This is a genomic window from Roseibaca calidilacus, from assembly GCF_001517585.1.
Classification (GTDB): domain Bacteria; phylum Pseudomonadota; class Alphaproteobacteria; order Rhodobacterales; family Rhodobacteraceae; genus Roseinatronobacter; species Roseinatronobacter calidilacus.
The window spans coordinates 483,170-501,359 of the sequence record NZ_FBYC01000004.1 but is presented as its reverse complement, the minus strand read 5'-3'; the positions used below and the strand labels follow the sequence as shown (position 1 = coordinate 501,359).

Below are 18,190 nucleotides of genomic sequence, written 5' to 3'. Positions count from 1 at the left end.
AGATGCTGAAAATCGACGGTCTGGGCAAGACCTACAAAACGGGTGACAAGGCGCTGAGCGATGTGTCTTTTGAAATCCCGAAAGGGCAGGTTCTGGGCCTGATCGGCCCGTCCGGCGCGGGTAAATCCACGCTTATCCGCTGCATCAACCGCCTTGTTCAGCCCACAACCGGCAAGGTGCTGCTGAACGACCTGAATATCACGGGCCTGCGCACCGGCGAATTGCGCCGCGCGCGCCGCCGGATTGGCATGATCTTTCAGGAATACGCGTTGGTCGAACGCTTGACCGTAATGGAAAATGTGCTGTCCGGGCGCTTGGGCTATGTTGGCTTCTGGCGGTCCTTCCTGCGCGCATACCCCGCCGCCGATATTGCCAATGCCTACCGCCTGCTGGACCGCGTGGGGCTGATGCAGCACGCCGACAAGCGCGCCGATGCGCTGTCGGGCGGGCAACGCCAGCGCGTGGGCATTGCGCGCGCATTGGCGCAAGACCCCGAATTGCTGCTGATAGACGAGCCAACCGCCAGCCTTGACCCGAAAACCAGCCGCCAGATCATGCGTCTGATTGTCGAGATCTGCCGCGAGCGTGGGCTGCCCGCGATCATCAACATCCATGACGTGGTGTTGGCGCAGCAATTCAGCGACCGCATTATCGGCCTTCAAGCCGGCCGCGTGGTGTTCGACGGCCCGCCATCCGAGTTGACCGAAGACGCGCTGACGCTGATCTATGGTGCCGAGGACTGGACCGCCATGCGCAAGGGGGCCGCCGAAGATGCCGCCGCAGAGGCCGAAGAGCGCGCCGAAGCGCAAAAGATGATGGGCGCACTATGAGCGACGCTGCCTACCCGACACAGTGGCGCCGCCCACCGATGATGGTCAAATCGCGCTTCTGGCGCATTGCATTGACGGTTGGTGCCATCATCTACCTTGTGCTGGCACTTGGCACGATTGAAGTGAACTATACCCGCGTGGTCGAAGGCCTGTCGCGCGCGCAACGCTTTATCGCGGGCTTCCTGCAACCCGATTTCACCTCGCGCTCGCGCGATATCTGGATCGGGATTGCCGAAAGCCTGACCATGACCTTCACCTCGACCGTGGTGGGTGTGCTGATCTCTATTCCCATCGGGCTGGGGGCCGCGCGCAATATCGCACCGCGCCCGGTCTATCTGGTTTGCCGTGCCATCATCGCGGTCAGCCGCTCGTTGCAAGAGGTGATTATTGCCATCTTCTTCGTGGCGCTGTTTGGCTTTGGGGCGTTTGCAGGCTTTTTGACGCTGTCTTTCGCCACGATCGGTTTTATCGGCAAGCTGCTGGCCGAAGATATTGAAGACATTGACGAAAGACAGGCCGAAGCCATACGGGCCACCGGCGCAAGCTGGGTGCAATTGGTCAATTACGGCATTCAGCCGCAGGTCATGCCGCGCCTGATCGGGCTGTCGCTGTATCGTCTGGACATCAATTTCCGCGAATCCGCTGTCATCGGCATTGTCGGCGCGGGCGGCATTGGCGGCACGCTGAACACGGCGCTGGGGCGCTATGAATATGACACGGCGGGCGCGATCCTGCTGATCATCATCGCGATTGTCATGGCGGCCGAATATTCGTCCGGCTACCTGCGGAGGTTCCTGAAATGAGCGTGACCGACGCGCAAACCCCGATCTGGCGGCATCGCACCCCCAAGGCCCGCCTTGCGCTGTGGGGCGGTTGGCTGGCCTGCGTGGCCCTGTTCGTCTGGTGCTGGGAGATGATGACAGAGCGCACCATGTGGGTCTTTGTCTATGATGCCCCGACCGCGGCAAATGACCTGCTGGGCCGGTCCTTCCCCCCGAAATGGAGCTATATCGAAAGCCTGCTCTGGCCCTTGTGGGACACGATGAACATTGCCACGCTGGGCACGCTTCTGGGCATTGTGCTGGCGGTGCCGCTGGCCTTTCTGGCGGCCAGCAACACCACGCCATCGCGTCTGGTGCTGCGCCCCATCGCGCTGTTCATCATCGTGGCGACACGGTCCATCAACTCGCTCATCTGGGCGCTGTTGCTTGTGTCCATCCTTGGGCCGGGCATTCTGGCCGGGATCATCGCGATCGGGCTGCGCTCGGTCGGCTTTATCGGCAAGCTGCTGTATGAAGCGATCGAGGAAACCGATGTGAAGCAGATAGAGGCCGTCACCGCCACAGGGGCCAGCCAAGCACAGATCCTGAATTATGCCATCGTGCCGCAGGTGCTGCCCAGTTTCTATGGTATCAGCGTGTTCCGCTGGGATATCAACATCCGCGAAAGCGCCATTCTGGGGCTGGTGGGGGCTGGTGGCATCGGGTTGCAACTGCAAGCCAGCATGAGCGTTCTGGCCTGGAACCAGGTGTCGCTGATCCTGCTGGTCATTCTGGGCACCGTGGTGGTCAGCGAATGGGTGTCGGCCAAGGTGCGCCACGCGATTATCTAATCGCCCCCCGATCTTTGCATGGCCGCATAGGCGAACCTGCGGTCAACACCCACCGACCATGGTGATGTGACGCCTTGTTGCCCCGGCAGGCTGGTGGTTTTGCCTGCCGGGGCAGTTTAGGTCTGGTCTACGAACGTCAGCAGTCTTTCGCGTCTTCAGCTTTTGCAATCACGCATGCCCCCGGCAGCGCATCCGCTTCGGGAGAGACGGCCAAGATGACGAAATCCTGCGCCTGTGGCCAATGGCCTTGCAACCGGTCGCGCAAGCTGGCCGTGGTGAGCGCATCACTCATTGCAACCATCGACAAGGAATGCCCGGCGGCAAAACCGTCCAAGGTTGTTTCCAGTTCCATCCCGCCCTGATCCACAACATAGTCTTGGTTTTGCTCGAACGCGGCGCGATAGGGCGCGACAAGGTCTTCAATCTGGCCCTCTGGGCCAGCCTCGCGAAAGCCTGCATAGGCGCTGTGCACCACGTCAACAGCCTCGGCCAGTTTGGTCGCATCCAGCGCGCCGGTCATAACCAGAAAGCGGTTCTCGCGCGTGTAGTTTCCGACCCCGGCGTCAAAGCTGTAGCTTGCGCGCAAACCATCGCGCACAGCGGCAAACAGAACACTGTCTTCGCTTGCCCCGAGCGCGGTGGTAAGGAGCAGATCTTCCAGATCGCCGCCGTGGCGCGTGGCAGGCAAGGGCGCGATAAAGGCAAGATGCGCCTCTGTCGCGTTGGGCAGATGCAGCAAAATCTGGCGCGGGCGATAATCCAACGTCATGTCGCGCGTGCCCGGCTGGCCTGCGGGCAAACCAGCCAATAGCCGGTCCAGTGCCGCGCCTGCCCTGTCCGGCGACAGATCGCCGATGACGATAACGGCCTCTGGCTGCGCGATCACAGTGCCGCTGTGCCAGTTGCGCACATCCTCAAGCGTCAGCGCGTCGAACTGCGCCCAGTCATCCAATGACAACAGCGCGCGCAGCGGATGATCCCCCATCACGGCCCAACGCAAGGCATCAAACCCTTGGTGGCTGGGCTGCGATCGGGCTTCCGACATGTTCTGCGCAAGCCCGGTGCGAATGCGGTCGAACCAATCCGCGTCAAGGCTGGGGCGGGTCAGATGCGCATTGGCAATAGTGATGGCTTCGTCGAAATCCTGTTTCCTGCTGACCACGCGACCATACAGATGGTCTGATGTTGCGAACAATCGCCCCTCGCCATCCATATCGGCGAAGCGCTCGACAACATCGCCAGCGGGGTAGCCCTCTGCACCGCCTGCAAGGATCAGATCGGCCCCGACATAGGCGGCCACCGGGTTATGCCCCGACCGCCAGCCCCAATCGCTGGGCCATGCGGCAAAAATGGCGGCATACTCATTGCCGCGCATCTGGATCAGGCGATAGGGTGTGCCATTCGGGCTGGTCTGCTCGGACGCGACAGGCGTCGTGTCCCCCGCGCAAAAGGACAGTCCAAGGACAAGCGGCAGGGCAAGGGCGAAACGGATCATTTCAAAAACTCCTGTGGGGCAATAAAAGCTATGGCGGTGCGACCGGGGCCTGCCAGCGCCGCAAGCAGGCTGTTCAGGCTGTCGCGGGTGATATCTGGCGCGATCTGTCGCAACGCGCGTTTGGATTGCGGCGCGCGCAGTGCCAGCGCGCGGTTCAAGGTATAGTCGGCCATCCAACTGCGGCTGGACTCGCGGTCGCCCCAGTTATGCCAATAGCCTTTCATCCGCTTCTTCACGCGCTGATAGGTCGGACCGGGAATGCCACGCGCGGCGCTTTCAGCCAGCGTCGCCTCGAATGCGGCGCGCAACTCTGTCAGGCTGACATCCGCATCGGGGCTGGCCTGAAAGCGCATCTCGATATGGCTTTCATCATGCGCGGTCAGAGTGAGCTGGTAGTCGCGCGCGATCCGCGCATCAAAGCGCAAAGGGCCTGCAAGCCCGCCGGGCAGATTGGTGTCAAGCATGTCGCGCAGGTGGTCAAGCTGCGCCGTCAACAGGTCGAACGGTACGGGCACATCCAACGCCACCACCCGCCGCCAGATCATGCGCGGTGCCGCGCGTTCGTCGGGAAATTCGGCCAGATGCACCAGTTCTGGCCCCATTTGGTAAGCGGATGGGGTATGGGCTTGGCCCGTCACCTCCAATTGCAGACCCATCAAGGCGCGCCAGACCTGCACCCGCCCGACATCGCCACGAAACAGAAAAACCGCATGTTCGGGGCGGTGCGTGGCGCGGTGGTAATCGCGTGCAGCATCATAGGTCAGCGCATCTATGTCCGCAGGTGCGCCTATAACCGACGGGCCAAGCCGTGTGCCTTCGTGCAGGATCGCCGACAGCGCTTCATCCGCCCGCCACGAGATACGCTGCCCGTGATGCATCTGATATTCGCGATGGATGATCTCGCGCTCTTCCTCGGCAAAGCGCGGGTCAAGCGCGATCGGGTCGAACACGCGCGCCAAGGTGGCGGTCAGTTGGGCCAAATCCTCTGTCTTGCCGCCAAGGCTGTAGAAAACAGTATATGGGCTGGTCCATGCGCCCGAATGCCGGTCCGGCCCCCGCGCATCTGCCCCAAGGGCGCTATACCACGCCAAATGTTCGGCATAATGGGCAAGACCAACCTGTTCGCCGGGGTCAAAGGGCCGCGCAATGCTCAAGATGACCTCGACCCGTCCGGGGGTATCTGTGGGGGTGATGTGATGATTGATGGCCCTGATGGGCTGCGCCATATACCACGCTGCCCCCGCAAGCAGGGCAAGGCCAAGGGCAACAGGAAGCAGTCTCTTGAAATAGATCATTGAAATCACCTAGAAATTACGGGTTACTCTTCGGGGACAGCCTCCAGCAGGTCGCCCGGTTGGCATTCAAGCGCGGCGCAGATCTTCGCCAGCGTTTCAAACCGAATACCGCGCACCTGACCAGTTTTCAGCAGGCTCAGGTTCTGGGTGCTGATGCCGATATGCTCGGCCAAATCCTTGGATTTCATCTTGCGCTTGGCCAGCATCACATCCAGCCGGACGATGATCTGCATCAGACAAAACCTTCGTTGTCATTTGCGATGCGAATCGCCTCGCGCATGATCCAGCCGACAAGCCAGAACATGGCCCCGCAAACGATCAGCCCAGCCGTGTCAGAATGAAAATAAAATCGCGGCGCCAGCGGCCCGGACGGGTTGTGCCACGAAAAGATCATCGGGGCGAGGCACACCATCAGCAGCCCAAGGCCGCCCGACAAGGCCGTGGCCAAACCCGCGAAACGAAAGCCGCGCGCAATGCGTTCGTCGAACAAGACGCCCTGCCGCACAAGGTTTAACACATAAATCGCCATGAAGACTGCGGCCAACCCCGCGATCACCGGCAACACCCATAGCACGGCCGCAACACCGCGCGTAAACGCCGTGATTTGCGCGGCAGGATCGGCATAGCGGCTTTCATACCAACGGTCGGGCGACCACAGCGCCTGATCCAGCGCGTCATGCCCGGTCACGAAGATGTAAAACAGGCAGAATACCCCCATTACGGGTAAAAGCGCGGTCGCCATATACTGAATGCGCTGCATCACATCGTCCTAAAAAATTCATGTTTAACGATAATTAATGATTGCAGAATGCGTGAACTCTTCGGCCCCGACAAGCCCGAATCCCACGCGTGTTCGCAAAATTTATGCGTTCCATGGAAGTGGATCGCGCCGGGGCCAAACGACACACCTACCCACGCAGGCAACCGCCCCCACAGGCGCATTTCGGCAAGTCTTTTGCATGTGTGAAAGTGGCGCACCGTGGCGGTAGAAGATGAGAACTGGCAAGTTGTTTTAAAACGGTAGGTTGGATTGTGCTTCAGATGGGTGATGATGGTTGAGCTACCCCCCGAAAACCCGACCCTGACGTAAGCTATGATTTGCTGTCTGCTGATCTTTGATGAGAAGGAGATCAGAGATGTCGAAACGAAAGCAGCATTCGCCTGAGTTCAAGGCGAAGGTGGCGCTTGAGGCGCTGAAGAGCGAGCAAACGGTGGCCGAGCTGGCAAGCCGGTTCGGGATTCATCCGACGATGATCCACACCTCGAAGCGGGCGTTGCTGGAAGGCGCATCCGGCGTGTTCGAACGTGGCGGCAAGAAGGCCCCCGAGATTGACGAGGAGCAGGTCAAGGAGCTGCCCGCCAAGATCGGGGAGCTGGCTGTGGCCAACGATTTTTTGTCCAGAAAGCTCAAGCCGTGGACCGGAAGGTGAGAAGGAAGATGGTTGAGCCCGCCAATCCCGACCTGTCGATCGACAAACAGTGCAAACTGCTGTCGATCTCGCGGTCGACGTTTTACTACCAGCCCACGGGTGAGACGGCGCTGAACCTGGTGCTGATGCGCCAGATCGACGAGCAGTTCCTGGAAACGCCGTTCTTCGGGGTGCGGCAGATGACCTGGCACCTTCGCAACGAGGGTCATCTGGTCAACGAGAAGCGCATCCGCCGGCTCATGCGGTTGATGGGGCTCATGCCGATCTACCAGAAGCCCAACACCAGCAAGTCGGCGATGGGGCATAAGACCTACCCCGACCTGCTGAAAGGGCTGCGCGTGATCCGCCCAAACCAGGTCTGGGCCGCCGACATCACCTATCTTCTCTTCCGATGCAGCGAGGCTTTTTGTATTTGGTCGCCATCATGGACTGGCACACCCGCAAGGTGCTGGCCTGGCGGATATCTGATACGTTGGAGGCTGACTTCTGCGTCGAGGCGCTAAACGAGGCGATCTACCGCTTCGGCCCGCCGAGATCATGAACACGGATCAAGGTTCGCAGTTCACGTCATTTGCCTGGACCGACCGGCTGCGCCGATCCGGCGTGCGCATCTCGATGGATGGCAAAGGCCGGTTCCTTGACAACATCTTCGTGGAACGGCTCTGGCGGAGCCTGAAATACGAGTGCGTCTACCTGCATGCCTGGGAAACAGGGTCAGAGGCAAAGGCGGGCGTCGGAAGTTGGATCGAGTTCTACCACCGAAAACGCCCATACTCCGCCCTTGGCGGCAGACCACCAGCCGCGGTCTATTGGCTGAGAGAAGACAGAAACCAAACCGATCAGCAGGAGCAAAGAGTAGCTTAAATTACGCTGAAAACTGTCCAAGGTTTGGGGAGTAGCTCAGAGAAATTTTCAGGGATTGCCCGGAGGATTACTCACTATTGTTTTTGCAGCCACGGGTACCCCGAGGCCGCAAAAACTTCGTTCGCGAGGGGGATACCCCCTCGACCCCTCCTCGCGATAAACCCTCGCCTGACGGCTTGGACTTATCGCTGCGACCAGCAACGTGCTGGACCCGTGAACCCTGTTTTTGGATGGATTGTCTTTTGTTTGGGGCTTTTCCTGTTTTGGGGATTTTCCGTTGAATGAATGGCTGCCCTTTTGATCTTGGTTGACCCAGTTGATCAGCGAAAAACGGTCTGGACGGCTTCGGATTCATGCCCCAACCTGATCGCCACCGAGGACAACATCGAAAATCTGGCGGATAGGCGGAAGGCGAGGGCGAGAGAACACTGACGATGAATTCACCATGACGGCCCTTCCCTTTACAGCCCCCTGCGATGGCGATGTCAGGATCAACGCACCCGGCCCATTCCGGTCGGTCGAGCTGATCCAAGCTGCCGCATACTTCGCTAAGGCCGCCTTTCAAACGCGGTTGCAATGATTCATGGCTTGAGCGACTAGCAGGATCGAGAACCACAATGTCAATCTTGTCAACAAGCTCGACGGGTAGGCTTTCTTCAAGTTTCTTCTCCAGATCAGAAGCTTGCAAGTTCCCGCGATTCTTCAGACCTGCGATCTTTTCTTCGGCGCCTAACCAGAGGACCAAATTGACACTTTGTTCTTCTGCTGTTGGACGTACGGGCCAAAGTGGCAACATTCTACGCTGCCCGAAGCGAGATTATCACGCCTCTTTCGTGGCTAACTTTTGCACTGCCGTTCTCATCTCAAAGCGGGATCGAAAATGCACGCTCGTTCCCCTGCCCATGGGCCACAAGCACCTGATGGACCTGTGGCAATTGGCGGGCGCAACGCTGAAGCTCTGCCGCGCGCATGAAACAGCCCGCTGTGGAAAGCCCGTCCGCGACAGCGGCAGACCGCGCGGCCACGGCCACGCTTGACCAGCGCGGGCGCAAATCGCCCTTGGGATGCAAAATATGATATGCACCCGCACCAAGGCGCAACGCCGCCGGGCTGGAGACAGCAAGCGCCATATCCTTCAGCTTCAGCGTTGCAAAATGGCCTGCCGTGGGATCGGACAGACCGATGCGCCATGGCCCGCCCAGCGTTGCCACCTCGCCAATATCGATCATCACGCGGGTCAATCCAGAGGCTTTCAGACTGTCCCTGACGGCATCCGTCGCGGCTCCTTGTGCAATGCCGTTGAAACTCAGCGCCTGCCCTGCATCCAGATGCAGGCCACGCTGCATCGGGGTTGGAAGCGCCAAGCGCCGCCATCCGACCAGCGCGCGGGCTGCCTCGACATCACCTCCGAACGCATGGGCATGCCACAGCGGCTGGATCGTGGGGTCGAACGCGCCATTGGTCGCGTGGTGCAACTGATCGCAAAGGGTCAGCAGGTTTCGCCAGCGCGCATCCAGATCAGGCAAGCCCCCTTGCGCATTCAGGCGCACCAGATCGGAGTCGAGCCGGAACAGGCTGAAGCGGCGCTCATGGGCTTCGATCTCGTGGCGCGCACGGGCCAGCGCGGGGCGGGTTATCTCTTCGGGCCCGTCCAGCGTGATCGACACATCTGCGCCGAAGGCCACGCCGTGCCATGTCAGGCGCGGCAATGGCTCACTGCGGCTGGACGCGGCCAAAGCGGCGCAGGCGGCGATGCTGAGCAGGCGACGGCGCGACAGCGTGCTCATGCCGGGGCCTCATGCGGTGGGGCAGAGAGGTCAGGGGTTGGTCGTCCGGCGCGGCGCGCGGCCAGAACCAGCGGCACGCAGCGTTTTTCATCGTCATGGATGGCCACGCAGTCAAGGCATTGGAAACATTCGGAATAGGCGATCTTGCCGGATTTCTCGATTGCGCCATACTGGCATTTCACCCGACAAAGCTGGCACGGGCTGCCACATTCCTTGCGCCGTGCGATCCAGTTGCGCCCGCGGATCAGCCCGCCGATGGCCATGACGGCTCCAAGCGGGCAGAGGTAGCGGCAAAAGCCCTTGAACAACACCATTCCAAGCGCGAGCCAGAACACGGCATAGGCCACAAAAACCCATTCCCGGACGAAAAACACGCTTATTGCGGTCTTGAAGGGCTCGATTTCAGCAGCAGTATCGACATGCTGCGGCGCGAAGGCAACCAGACCGACCAAACCACCAAGGGCCACATATTTCAGTGATTTCAGTCTCTTGTCCCATGCAGCGGACGGATTGATCTGTGGCAGGCGCAGCGCGCGGCCGAAGTGATGCGCGAATTCCTGCAACGCGCCAAAGGGGCATAGCCAGCCGCAAAACAGCCCCCTACCCCAGAGCACGAAGCCAAGCCCTGCCGCCGCCCAGACCATCAGCGAGAACGGGTCATAAAGCAGGAATGTATATGTGCCGCCTTCAAGGGCGGTGCGCAGCACGCCTAGCGGTGTCACGATGGACAATTGCCCCTGCCCCCAGAACCCCACAAAGCCTGTCATGACGGCCAGGATCAGCAGGCGCGCGGGCGTGAAATGGCGCCAGCCTGCGAAGCGGTTCATCCGTGCACCAAGCGCCCAGACCAGCGCGGCAAGGCCGATTGCCAGCGCGATCAGGTCAATCTGGCGATTATAGAGCGCTTCCAGCCAGGGCGGCATGGGCGTGACGACTTTTTCGCGCAGGAAGAAGCGATCATCAGTCTGGTGCTCCAGTTCAAGCTCCACCCGCCCGATTTCGGGCGTGATGAAGCCATGTTCACGCACAGCCTCAATGATCAGGGTGTAAGGCTCGGCGGGGTTGAAGCCCAGCCGCCGGTCGGTGCGCAGGATCATGGCGGTGCCTTCGGGCGCATCCGGGGCGAGATCGACCAGAAAATCGGCGTCGCGCAGCGCGATGGGAAAGCCGCCCTGTTCGGCCTTGATCTGATCGGGCGAGGTATTGCGCACGAAGGTGTCGCTGACCAGCCCATGACGGCCAGCATCGATCACGAGCAGGAATTCATCGGTGGGCGCGACACCGCGAAACCGTGTCATCTGGTCGATCGTGCCCTGATCGAGCGCCGCGCGGGCCAGTGCGGGCGGGGTCACATCGACCAGCCACAGGTCGAGATACAGCCCATCGGGGTCAGACTCCGCGACTGGATCGGAATAGGCCCAGCGCGTGCCCTGAAACATGGCGTCGATCTCGGCATTTGTGACGCGCAGATGGCTGGCCAGCCCCTGTTCGACCAGATCGGCCCATGTCAGCGGCTCGTCATGGTCGAAATCGGGCCGCGCGGCGGGTGCGGCAACCCGGCCCTGCATATGTTCGCGCGCGACCGCGTGGGCGGCGGCCATGATCGATTCATGCGCAATCCGCACCGAGGCGGTGGCCTTTGTGATCCCGTCGAGCGCGACCAGCGACGAGCCTGCATCCGCGCCGCCATAGGGCGTGCCGATGGTCATGGGCGACCAGATCGACTTGCCGGCATACTGCTCGAAAAACTCGCGAAACGGGCCTTCGCCCATGCCGGAAATGAAGATCGGCTCATTGTGATGGACCACGCGCACTGTGACGAAGGTGCCTTCCCGGTCCAGCACGACCAGCGCATTGACGGGGGCGCCCGCAAAGCCCGGCAGGGGCGCATAGGGCTGGGTGGTGAAGGCATAGCCCGCAGGCGCGCCACCGGAATTGACGACACGGTAAAGCCCCTTGTCATTGAGCGCCTCGCCCAGACCGAAAGGCGGCGGTACATGGGCCTGCATCTGCTCCGGCGTCAGCACTTGCGCCCGCGCGGGCAGAGCAAGCAGCAAGGACAGGATCAGGAGGCGCAGCATCGTCAGCATGAGGGTCAGGATATGTGAGGGTCGCGCCTGCGCATATGCGACTTTCGGCTATGGTGGCGGGACGGAAAAAAGACCCCGGCCACTGGGCCGGGGTCGTTGCAGATCATATCAAGGGCAGAATCAATCCGCCGAGGCCAGAAGCGCGTCAGGGATGCGGAAGGTCACGACCGACCCGCCCTGATTCAGATAAGCAACCTGTTGCGCGACTTCGCCCCCCCAGAGCGGCACAGCCCCGCCCCAGCCGGACACGACCGATAGCCATTGCACGCCATCTTCATCTTCCCAAGTGATCGGCTGGCCCACCACACCGGAGCCTGTCTGATACTGCCAGACGACATCGCCTGTTTCATCGTCGATGGCCTTGATATAGCCCTCTGGCGTGCCGTAGAAAACCAGCCCGCCTGCCGTGGCCATGGCCGAGCCCCAGAGCGGTGCGGCATTGTTGACCTGAAACTTGATTTCCATCGTGTTGGGGTCAATCGCCTTCAGCGCGCCGATATGGTCTTCAAACAGCGGTTTGATGGTGAAGCCCGCACCAAGGTAAGCCGCGCCCTGACGGTAGGTGATCGGCTCGTTCCAGATATCCATTCCCCATTCATTCGCGGGCACATAGAAATAGCCGGTGCGCTGCGAATAGGCCATATGCTGCCAGTTCTTGCCACCAAGGAAGCCCGGCACCGCCCAGACAACTTCACCACGTTCGCCATCTGCCGAGTCTGCCGGGTTGCCGGGACGGTTGTCCGGGTTGTAGATCGGGCGGCCATCTTCACCAATGCCACTGGCCCAGCTGATTTCCTCGACAAACGGCATCGCATCGACAAAGGCCCCGTCCTCGCGGTTCAGCAGGTAGAAAAAGCCGTTGCGATCTGCGGTGGCCAGCCGCCCGTTGCCATTCGCATCAGTGAAGGGAATGACTTCGTTCACACCGTCATAATCCCAGCCTTCCCAAGGGGTTGTCTGGAAATGCCACTTGATTTCGCCTGTGGCCGGATCAAGCGCCACACGGCTGGCTGCATAAAGGTTGTCGCCTTCGCGCAGGTGGCTGTTCCAAGGCGCGGGGTTGCCGGTGCCGAAAATCAGCGTGTCGGTTTCGGCATCATAGGTGCCGCCCAGCCAAGGCGCGCCACCCCCCGTCTTCCAAAGATCACCGGGCCATGAGGCGTTCAGCGTGCCGGTCATGGTGCTTTCTTCGCCGTTAAGTTCACCCATGTGACCCTCGATCACCGGACGCCGCCAGACCAGATCACCGTTTTCGGCGTCCCGAGCCTCGACTGCACCGACAATGCCAAATTCACCGCCTGAATTGCCGGTAATGACCAGCCCGTTCACGATAAGGGGCGCGGCCGTGTAGCTGTAGCCTTCGCGGTAATCGGCAATGCGCTTGTTCCAGACCACAGCCCCGGTTTCGCGGTTCAGCGCCACGATACGCGCGTCCAGCGTGCCGAAATAGATATTGTCGCCATAGATCGCAGCCCCACGGTTGATCACATCACAGCAGGGCAGAATCCCTTCGGGCAGGCGCGCATCATATTGCCACAGTTTACGCCCTGTTTTCACATCCAGCGCAAACACGCGACTGTAGGAGCCGGTGACATACATCACGCCATCATAGATCAGCGGCTGGCTTTCCTGTCCGCGCTGGCGTTCGCCCCCGAAGCTGAAGGTCCAGGCCGGGAACAGGTTTTGCACTGTGTCCTTGTTGATCTGATCGAGCGGGCTGTAGCGCTGCATGTGGCGGCCCATGCCATTGGTCAGAACGCTGGTTGTCACCACGTCATCTTGCGCAAGATCGGCCTCCGTGACCTGGGCCATGGCCATCGGCGCTGCCATGATCCCGGCGCACACGGCCAGCAGAAATCTGTTCATCCTTATTCCTCCCAACAGGCCGGGCATGGCCGGAAATCGGCAAAGCGCGGCAATTCAGTGTCGGGAAGTATCGCGAAACCGTGAGGATTGCGAAATTGGCCTTTCGTCTAACAAGCGTTTAATGCACCAAGCCGCCTCCGTTGGTCTTTGGTCGAATAGTCCGCGGGGCCATCTGCGCATAGGCTGCCTGCATCGGATCGGGAGGAAAGACCATGACACTATTCAGAAGCCTGAAACGCGCGACCCTTATGTTGGCCGTTGCCGTGACCCCGGCATTGGCGGAATTGCCTGTGCTGACGATCGCAAGCCAGGCGGGCGGCACAGTGGCATGGGAGCTTGACACCATCCGCCATCACGGCTTCGACGAAGCGCATGGCTTCCGGCTGGAGGTTCAGGAGGTTGCGGGCAAGGCGGCAGGCCAAATCGCCTTTCGGGGCGGCGAGGTCGATGTGATCGTTGATGATTGGATCTGGGTCGCCCGGCAGCGCGTGGCGGGTCATGATATCACCTTCATTCCCTATAGCCGCGCTGTGGGCGGTGTGATGGTGCCGCAGGACAGCAACGCGCAAGCCTTGAGGGATCTGACCGGCACCAAGATCGGCATTGCAGGCGGTCCGAATGACAAAAGCTGGATCATCCTGCGCGCCTATGCAGCACAACAGGGCTTTGATCTCTTGGCCGAGACCGAACAGGTCTATGGCGCACCGCCATTGATTTTCCAGACCGCGCGGTCAGGCGAGATGGGCGGAGCGATCAATTTCTGGCATTTCATGGCCAAGCAGGAAGCCGCAGGCATGCGCCATCTGATTTCGGTCGCAGAGGCTGCAGAAGCTCTTGGCATGGACCCGGCCATGCCGCTTCTGGGGTATGTGGTGCAATCGGCACTGGTGGCCGAACAACCTGAGCTGGTGGAAGCCTTCGCCAAAGCGTCGCGCGCGGCAAAGACATTTCTGGACAGCAAAGAGGCTGACTGGGACCGGCTCCGCCCGATGATGAATGCGGCTGATGAGGCGGAATATCAAAGCCTTGTCGCAGGGTGGCGTGCCGGCATTCCAGAAGCCGGGCCAGTTGACGAAGGATCGGCGCGTGCGATGTTCCGGCTGATGGTCGAACTTGGCGGCGAAGACCTTGTCGGCACGGCCACTGATCTGCCCGAAGGTGTGTTCGTGCTGCTGGGGTCGTAAGCGACGTGGCGCTGAGCGACAAGTCCAGTGTTGCAGGCGGGCTGGACGTTGTGACAGCATCCCGCTCGCTGTCTGATGGGATGGTGCGCGTGCTATCGCTTTCGGGCTTGCTGATCTTCTGGTGGGCGCTGGCCTGGCTCAAATCGGACCCGATAGTGTTACCTGGTCCGCAAATCGTGCTGCCCCGTCTTGGGGCCGAGGCTCTGTCGGGCGTGCTCTGGACGCATCTTGGCGCAACGCTGTGGCGTGTCGCGCTGGCTTTCTTGGCCGCGATGTCGCTGGGGCTGGTGCTTGGGATACTGATGGGGCTGATGCCCCGGCTGAACCGCTGGCTTGATCCGTGGCTGGTGTTTTTCCTGAACCTGCCTGCGCTGGTGGTGATCGTGCTGTGTTTCTTGTGGATCGGGCTGAATGAAACCGCCGCGATTGTGGCCGTGGCGATCAACAAGATCCCGCTGGTCACCGCGATGATGCGCGAAGGCGCGCGCGCGCTGAACGGCCCGCTTGCCGATATGGCGCAGGTTTTCGGCATGTCGCACATGGCGCGCCTGCGCCATATCCTGTTGCCCCAGCTTGCGCCGCATCTGGCCTCGACAGCGCGCTCTGGTCTGAGCCTGATCTGGAAAATCGTGTTGGTGGTGGAATTTCTGGGACGTGGACAGGGGGTCGGCTTCAAGATCCACCTGTATTTCCAGATGTTCGATGTCACCATGGTGATGGTCTATGCACTGAGCTTCATCGCGGTGATGCTGGCGATTGAAACGCTGATCCTGCAACCGCTGGAGGCCCGCGCACGGCGCTGGAGAGACGCATGAGCCTTCAGGTCGCCATCCGATTCAAGCGCTTCGGCGCTGCCACTGTCCTGCGCGACTTGACCTTTCAGGTTGCGCGCGGCGAGGTTCTGGCGGTGCTGGGGCCATCGGGTGTGGGCAAATCGACGCTTCTGCGCCTGATCGCGGGGTTGGATACAAAATTTGACGGCCAGATCCGGACCGAGGGGCGTCTTGCAATGGTGTTTCAGGAACCTGTCCTGATGCCCTGGCGCTCAGTGCTGGACAATCTGCGGCTGACCGCGGGCGTAGAGGCCGCGAAGGCCGAAGCGGCGCTTGCGAGGGTCGGGCTGGCGGGTAAGGGGGCGCTGTTTCCGGGGCAGTTGTCGCTTGGCCAGCAACGCCGCCTGTCACTGGCGCGTGCATATGCGGCCAAGCCCGATATTCTGTTGCTGGATGAACCGTTTGTGTCGTTAGACGAAGCTCTGGTGACAGATATGCTGGCACTTACCGAAAGCGTCCTTGCAGAGCAACGCCCTGCAACCGTGTTTGTCACTCATGCGCGCGCGGAAGCGGATCGCCTTGCCACACGACAGATTGTACTCTCGGCTCAGGACGCAGAACAACGCGTGTAGGCTATGTGCTCAGCACGCGCCCAAACTCAACCGGCACACACCCGCTCACCGACCAGGCGCGTCCCAGGTCAGGCCATGCGCACGGTAGATCGCCTCGACCCGACCATCGCGGACTGCGGCTGTGAGAATATCATCGACTTCATAGCTCAGCATCCGCGCGGTGTAAAAGGCCGTGGCGATCCCGATGGGCCATGACCCGATCGACAGCCCGGGCAGCGGCCCGCTCTCGACTGCAAACTCCGGGTCATCACGCAGAAAATGCTCCAGCCGGGCCCGAATGCCCATCACCGCTGTCACATCACCATCGCGCAACAGCGCAATCGCCTCTTCCAGCGTGCGCCGACGCGAAATATTGGGGATCAGCGCGCCCTGCTGCAACCCGGTCAGGTAGAAATCCGGCAGACTATGGTTTTCCACCGCGACTGTTTTCGAGGTGAAGCTGCCCGGCCACGGGGCCTCGTCGGGATATTCTGACACCCGGTAGGCAATGGCGACACGCTCTTGCGCATAGCGCCCGGTCAATCCGGCCAGTTCATTGCGGTAGTCCAGTTCGCGGTTATAGGGCACGCGCATCAACACATTGACCACACGTTGCCCCATATAGTGCCCACGCCAGACATAGTTTCGCAGATCTGTATCGACATTTTCATCGGCTGGCAGATCAATTACCCTCAGGTCTACCCCCAGACCATCGGCGATCAGTTGCGCAAGTTCCACATCGACACCGACCAACTGGCCCGCGCTATCGCGCCACGAATAGGGTGCAAAATCCTGATAGACGCCGATCTCGATATAGCCGCGCTCGATGATCGAGTCGTAGTCAATTCCGACCCGGTCGCGGCCTGAATCGTCTGACGGGTATTCACGGGCAAAAAGTCCCGACCCGGTCAGGGTCAGGACAGTCATCAGCACCAGGGCTGACAGGGAGGTTCCGAATGTCATTCACATCTCCGTTTTAATCCGGTCTAGCGCGCGACAGACAGCCCGATGGTTAGCGTTTCATCTGCATCACGCAAGAAGCGCTCGCCGCCGCGTTCCAGAATAACGGCCGCGCGCCGGGCAATACTGTCGGCCTTCGGCGCCCCTGACATCGTAGGCACCGCCAGAGCGATTTCCATAAGCTCGGCCTGCAATGCCTTGATTTCGGCGGCGTAGTCCTCTTCGGTTGCCGTGCCCGCTGCAATGGCTTCCTGCTTGTCGCGCAACCCGTCGCGAATTTCGCGCAGTCGGGGAATGAATTCGACGATACCATCGGGGTCGGGGCGGGTCTCTATAAAGGTGCGGATCGCCCACATGGCCTGTTGGTTCATCAAGTCCTCATAAGCGGGCATCCGATCACCGGAACCACGGCGGATGCGCTCCATGAACCATTCGTCATCCATTTCTTCAGCCATCAGGAAGCGCAGATCCGGGGCCAACCCGCCGGACACGACTTCGAGCCCATGGCAGCGCGCGCAGTTCTGGTTGTAAGCGCTGTCCCCGATGCGCAGCGCGCGTTCCCAATACTCACCCGCCGGGTCACGGAACGGGTTTTCAAACTCCCAACCGCCCGTCATTTCGGGCAAGCCTTCCGTGTTCACCGGTTGCGGTGCGACATCACCATGGGCAAGGGCCATGGTGGCGGACAGACACAGAGCAACTGTCGAGGTTATCACGGTTGTCAGGGGCGTTTTCATCATCTTTCCTCCGGTATTTGAAGCTTGGCACGACCCTACCGAAGCCATATTGCCTGCGCTATTCGACCATGGGCTATGCGACGAAGGGATAAGATTCGCCACAGATACAGCTTCATTCAACGCGGTCCAGGACAAGAATTTGTCCAACCATGCCCGGCAAGCGCTGTGTCGAGACGAATTCATGAATTCCGGCCATGTTCGGCGAGAAGGGAACTTGCGCGATCTCGCCGCGGGCAACCTCGAACTCGGCGATTACTGCACCATCGGGAGCACGGATTTCGCTCGGATGCTGTTCGCCATTGATGCCGAAAAACTCCAGAAGGACCGTTTCTCCGAGGTGCATGACCATCATGGACGGTGCCCAGAGATAGGTCCGCGCATACCATTCATTCTCCTCATTGGGTGGCTCCATCCGATACCCCCCCAGCGCAAAGAGGTCTTCGAAGCGTTCGAGAGTATCGGGATAGGCTGTGCGCTCGGCACTCCGGTAGATGCGATGCTCGAATGTGGTGATGGCAAATACGCGGTCGAAATCCGCATGGGCCAGAACCGGGTGTTCCTCGGCATGGGCAGGCGTCAGGCTGGCAATCGCACAGGCCAACGCCACCGCCAGAACCGGGCGGTGGGGGTGGGTCATGTTGACCTCCTCAGGAAAT

At 60.6% G+C, this 18,190-nt stretch carries 16 protein-coding genes and 1 pseudogene; 7 read left to right on the top strand and 10 right to left on the bottom strand.

Annotated features, from left to right (window positions below; genetic code table 11):
- The first annotated feature begins 2 nt into the window (after nt 1-2).
- The 3 genes from phnC to phnE (AWT76_RS05955) are packed head-to-tail and all read left to right on the top strand — an operon-like array spanning nt 3 to nt 2,442.
- On the top strand, nt 3-830 hold the full coding sequence (gene phnC / locus AWT76_RS05965) for a phosphonate ABC transporter ATP-binding protein (protein ID WP_072245535.1): 828 nt from the start codon (nt 3-5) through the stop codon (nt 828-830).
- Nucleotides 827-1,633, top strand: coding sequence for a phosphonate ABC transporter, permease protein PhnE (gene phnE, locus AWT76_RS05960; RefSeq protein ID WP_072245534.1), 807 nt, complete (start codon nt 827-829; stop codon nt 1,631-1,633). The genes phnC and phnE (AWT76_RS05960) overlap by 4 nt, the downstream gene beginning before the upstream one ends.
- Nucleotides 1,630-2,442, top strand: coding sequence for a phosphonate ABC transporter, permease protein PhnE (phnE, locus tag AWT76_RS05955; RefSeq protein WP_072245533.1), 813 nt, complete (start codon nt 1,630-1,632; stop codon nt 2,440-2,442). The genes phnE (AWT76_RS05960) and phnE (AWT76_RS05955) overlap by 4 nt, the downstream gene beginning before the upstream one ends.
- Nucleotides 2,443-2,578: 136 nt before the next feature.
- Here phnE (AWT76_RS05955) and AWT76_RS05950 read toward each other — a convergent pair whose 3' ends face one another.
- From AWT76_RS05950 to AWT76_RS05935, 4 genes are read right to left on the bottom strand one after another with little or no spacing between them, the layout of a single operon-like run.
- Nucleotides 2,579-3,937: a M16 family metallopeptidase gene (locus AWT76_RS05950; RefSeq protein WP_072245532.1), complete on the bottom strand. Its 1,359-nt coding sequence runs from the start codon at nt 3,935-3,937 to the stop codon at nt 2,579-2,581.
- Entirely contained in the window at nt 3,934-5,232 is a 1,299-nt protein-coding gene (locus AWT76_RS05945) for a peptidase M16 family protein (RefSeq protein ID WP_072245531.1), read from the bottom strand. The genes AWT76_RS05950 and AWT76_RS05945 overlap by 4 nt, the downstream gene beginning before the upstream one ends.
- Before the next feature lie 23 nt (nt 5,233-5,255).
- Nucleotides 5,256-5,465, bottom strand: a complete 210-nt coding sequence (locus AWT76_RS05940; RefSeq protein WP_072245530.1) for a helix-turn-helix domain-containing protein — start codon at nt 5,463-5,465, stop codon at nt 5,256-5,258.
- Nucleotides 5,465-5,992: a DUF2975 domain-containing protein gene (locus AWT76_RS05935; RefSeq protein ID WP_141655893.1), complete on the bottom strand. Its 528-nt coding sequence runs from the start codon at nt 5,990-5,992 to the stop codon at nt 5,465-5,467. Before AWT76_RS05935 ends, AWT76_RS05940 begins: the two co-directional genes overlap by 1 nt.
- 376 nt (nt 5,993-6,368) lie before the next feature.
- Here AWT76_RS05935 and AWT76_RS05925 point away from each other — a divergent pair.
- Nucleotides 6,369-7,526 (top strand): annotated as a pseudogene (locus AWT76_RS05925) (IS3 family transposase).
- 863 nt (nt 7,527-8,389) lie between these two features.
- On the opposite strand, the gene AWT76_RS05920 reads toward AWT76_RS05925, so the two are convergent.
- From AWT76_RS05920 to AWT76_RS05910, 3 genes are all read right to left on the bottom strand, one after another.
- Nucleotides 8,390-9,313, bottom strand: coding sequence for an FAD:protein FMN transferase (locus tag AWT76_RS05920; protein WP_072245527.1), 924 nt, complete (start codon nt 9,311-9,313; stop codon nt 8,390-8,392).
- Nucleotides 9,310-11,403 (bottom strand): 4Fe-4S binding protein, encoded by a 2,094-nt coding sequence (locus AWT76_RS05915; protein ID WP_072245526.1) that lies wholly within the window; start codon nt 11,401-11,403, stop codon nt 9,310-9,312. Before AWT76_RS05915 ends, AWT76_RS05920 begins: the two co-directional genes overlap by 4 nt.
- Before the next feature lie 120 nt (nt 11,404-11,523).
- Nucleotides 11,524-13,269, bottom strand: a complete 1,746-nt coding sequence (locus AWT76_RS05910; protein ID WP_072245525.1) for a PQQ-dependent methanol/ethanol family dehydrogenase — start codon at nt 13,267-13,269, stop codon at nt 11,524-11,526.
- A gap of 212 nt (nt 13,270-13,481) precedes the next feature.
- Between AWT76_RS05910 and AWT76_RS05905 the strand changes: the two genes are divergently transcribed.
- From AWT76_RS05905 to AWT76_RS05895, 3 genes are all read left to right on the top strand, one after another.
- The gene (locus AWT76_RS05905) at nt 13,482-14,453 is read left to right on the top strand and encodes an ABC transporter substrate-binding protein (RefSeq protein WP_072245524.1); all 972 of its coding nucleotides are present in this window, start codon (nt 13,482-13,484) and stop codon (nt 14,451-14,453) included.
- An 80-nt stretch (nt 14,454-14,533) separates the two neighbouring features.
- Nucleotides 14,534-15,268, top strand: a complete 735-nt coding sequence (locus AWT76_RS05900; RefSeq protein ID WP_072247519.1) for an ABC transporter permease — start codon at nt 14,534-14,536, stop codon at nt 15,266-15,268.
- A complete protein-coding gene (locus AWT76_RS05895; protein WP_072245523.1) occupies nt 15,265-15,858 on the top strand; it encodes an ABC transporter ATP-binding protein in 594 nt (197 codons plus the stop codon). The genes AWT76_RS05900 and AWT76_RS05895 overlap by 4 nt, the downstream gene beginning before the upstream one ends.
- 45 nt (nt 15,859-15,903) lie before the next feature.
- Here the strand turns inward: AWT76_RS05895 and AWT76_RS05890 are convergent, their stop codons facing one another.
- From AWT76_RS05890 to AWT76_RS05880, 3 genes are all read right to left on the bottom strand, one after another.
- Nucleotides 15,904-16,800, bottom strand: coding sequence for a transporter substrate-binding domain-containing protein (locus tag AWT76_RS05890; protein WP_072245522.1), 897 nt, complete (start codon nt 16,798-16,800; stop codon nt 15,904-15,906).
- 23 nt (nt 16,801-16,823) lie between these two features.
- The gene (gene pedF / locus AWT76_RS05885) at nt 16,824-17,537 is read right to left on the bottom strand and encodes a cytochrome c-550 PedF (protein WP_342667159.1); all 714 of its coding nucleotides are present in this window, start codon (nt 17,535-17,537) and stop codon (nt 16,824-16,826) included.
- Nucleotides 17,538-17,646: 109 nt separating this feature from the next.
- Nucleotides 17,647-18,171 carry a hypothetical protein gene (locus AWT76_RS05880; protein WP_072245520.1) on the bottom strand — a complete coding sequence of 175 codons (525 nt, stop codon included), beginning with the start codon at nt 18,169-18,171 and terminating at the stop codon, nt 17,647-17,649.
- Between the last annotated feature and the right edge of the window lie 19 nt (nt 18,172-18,190).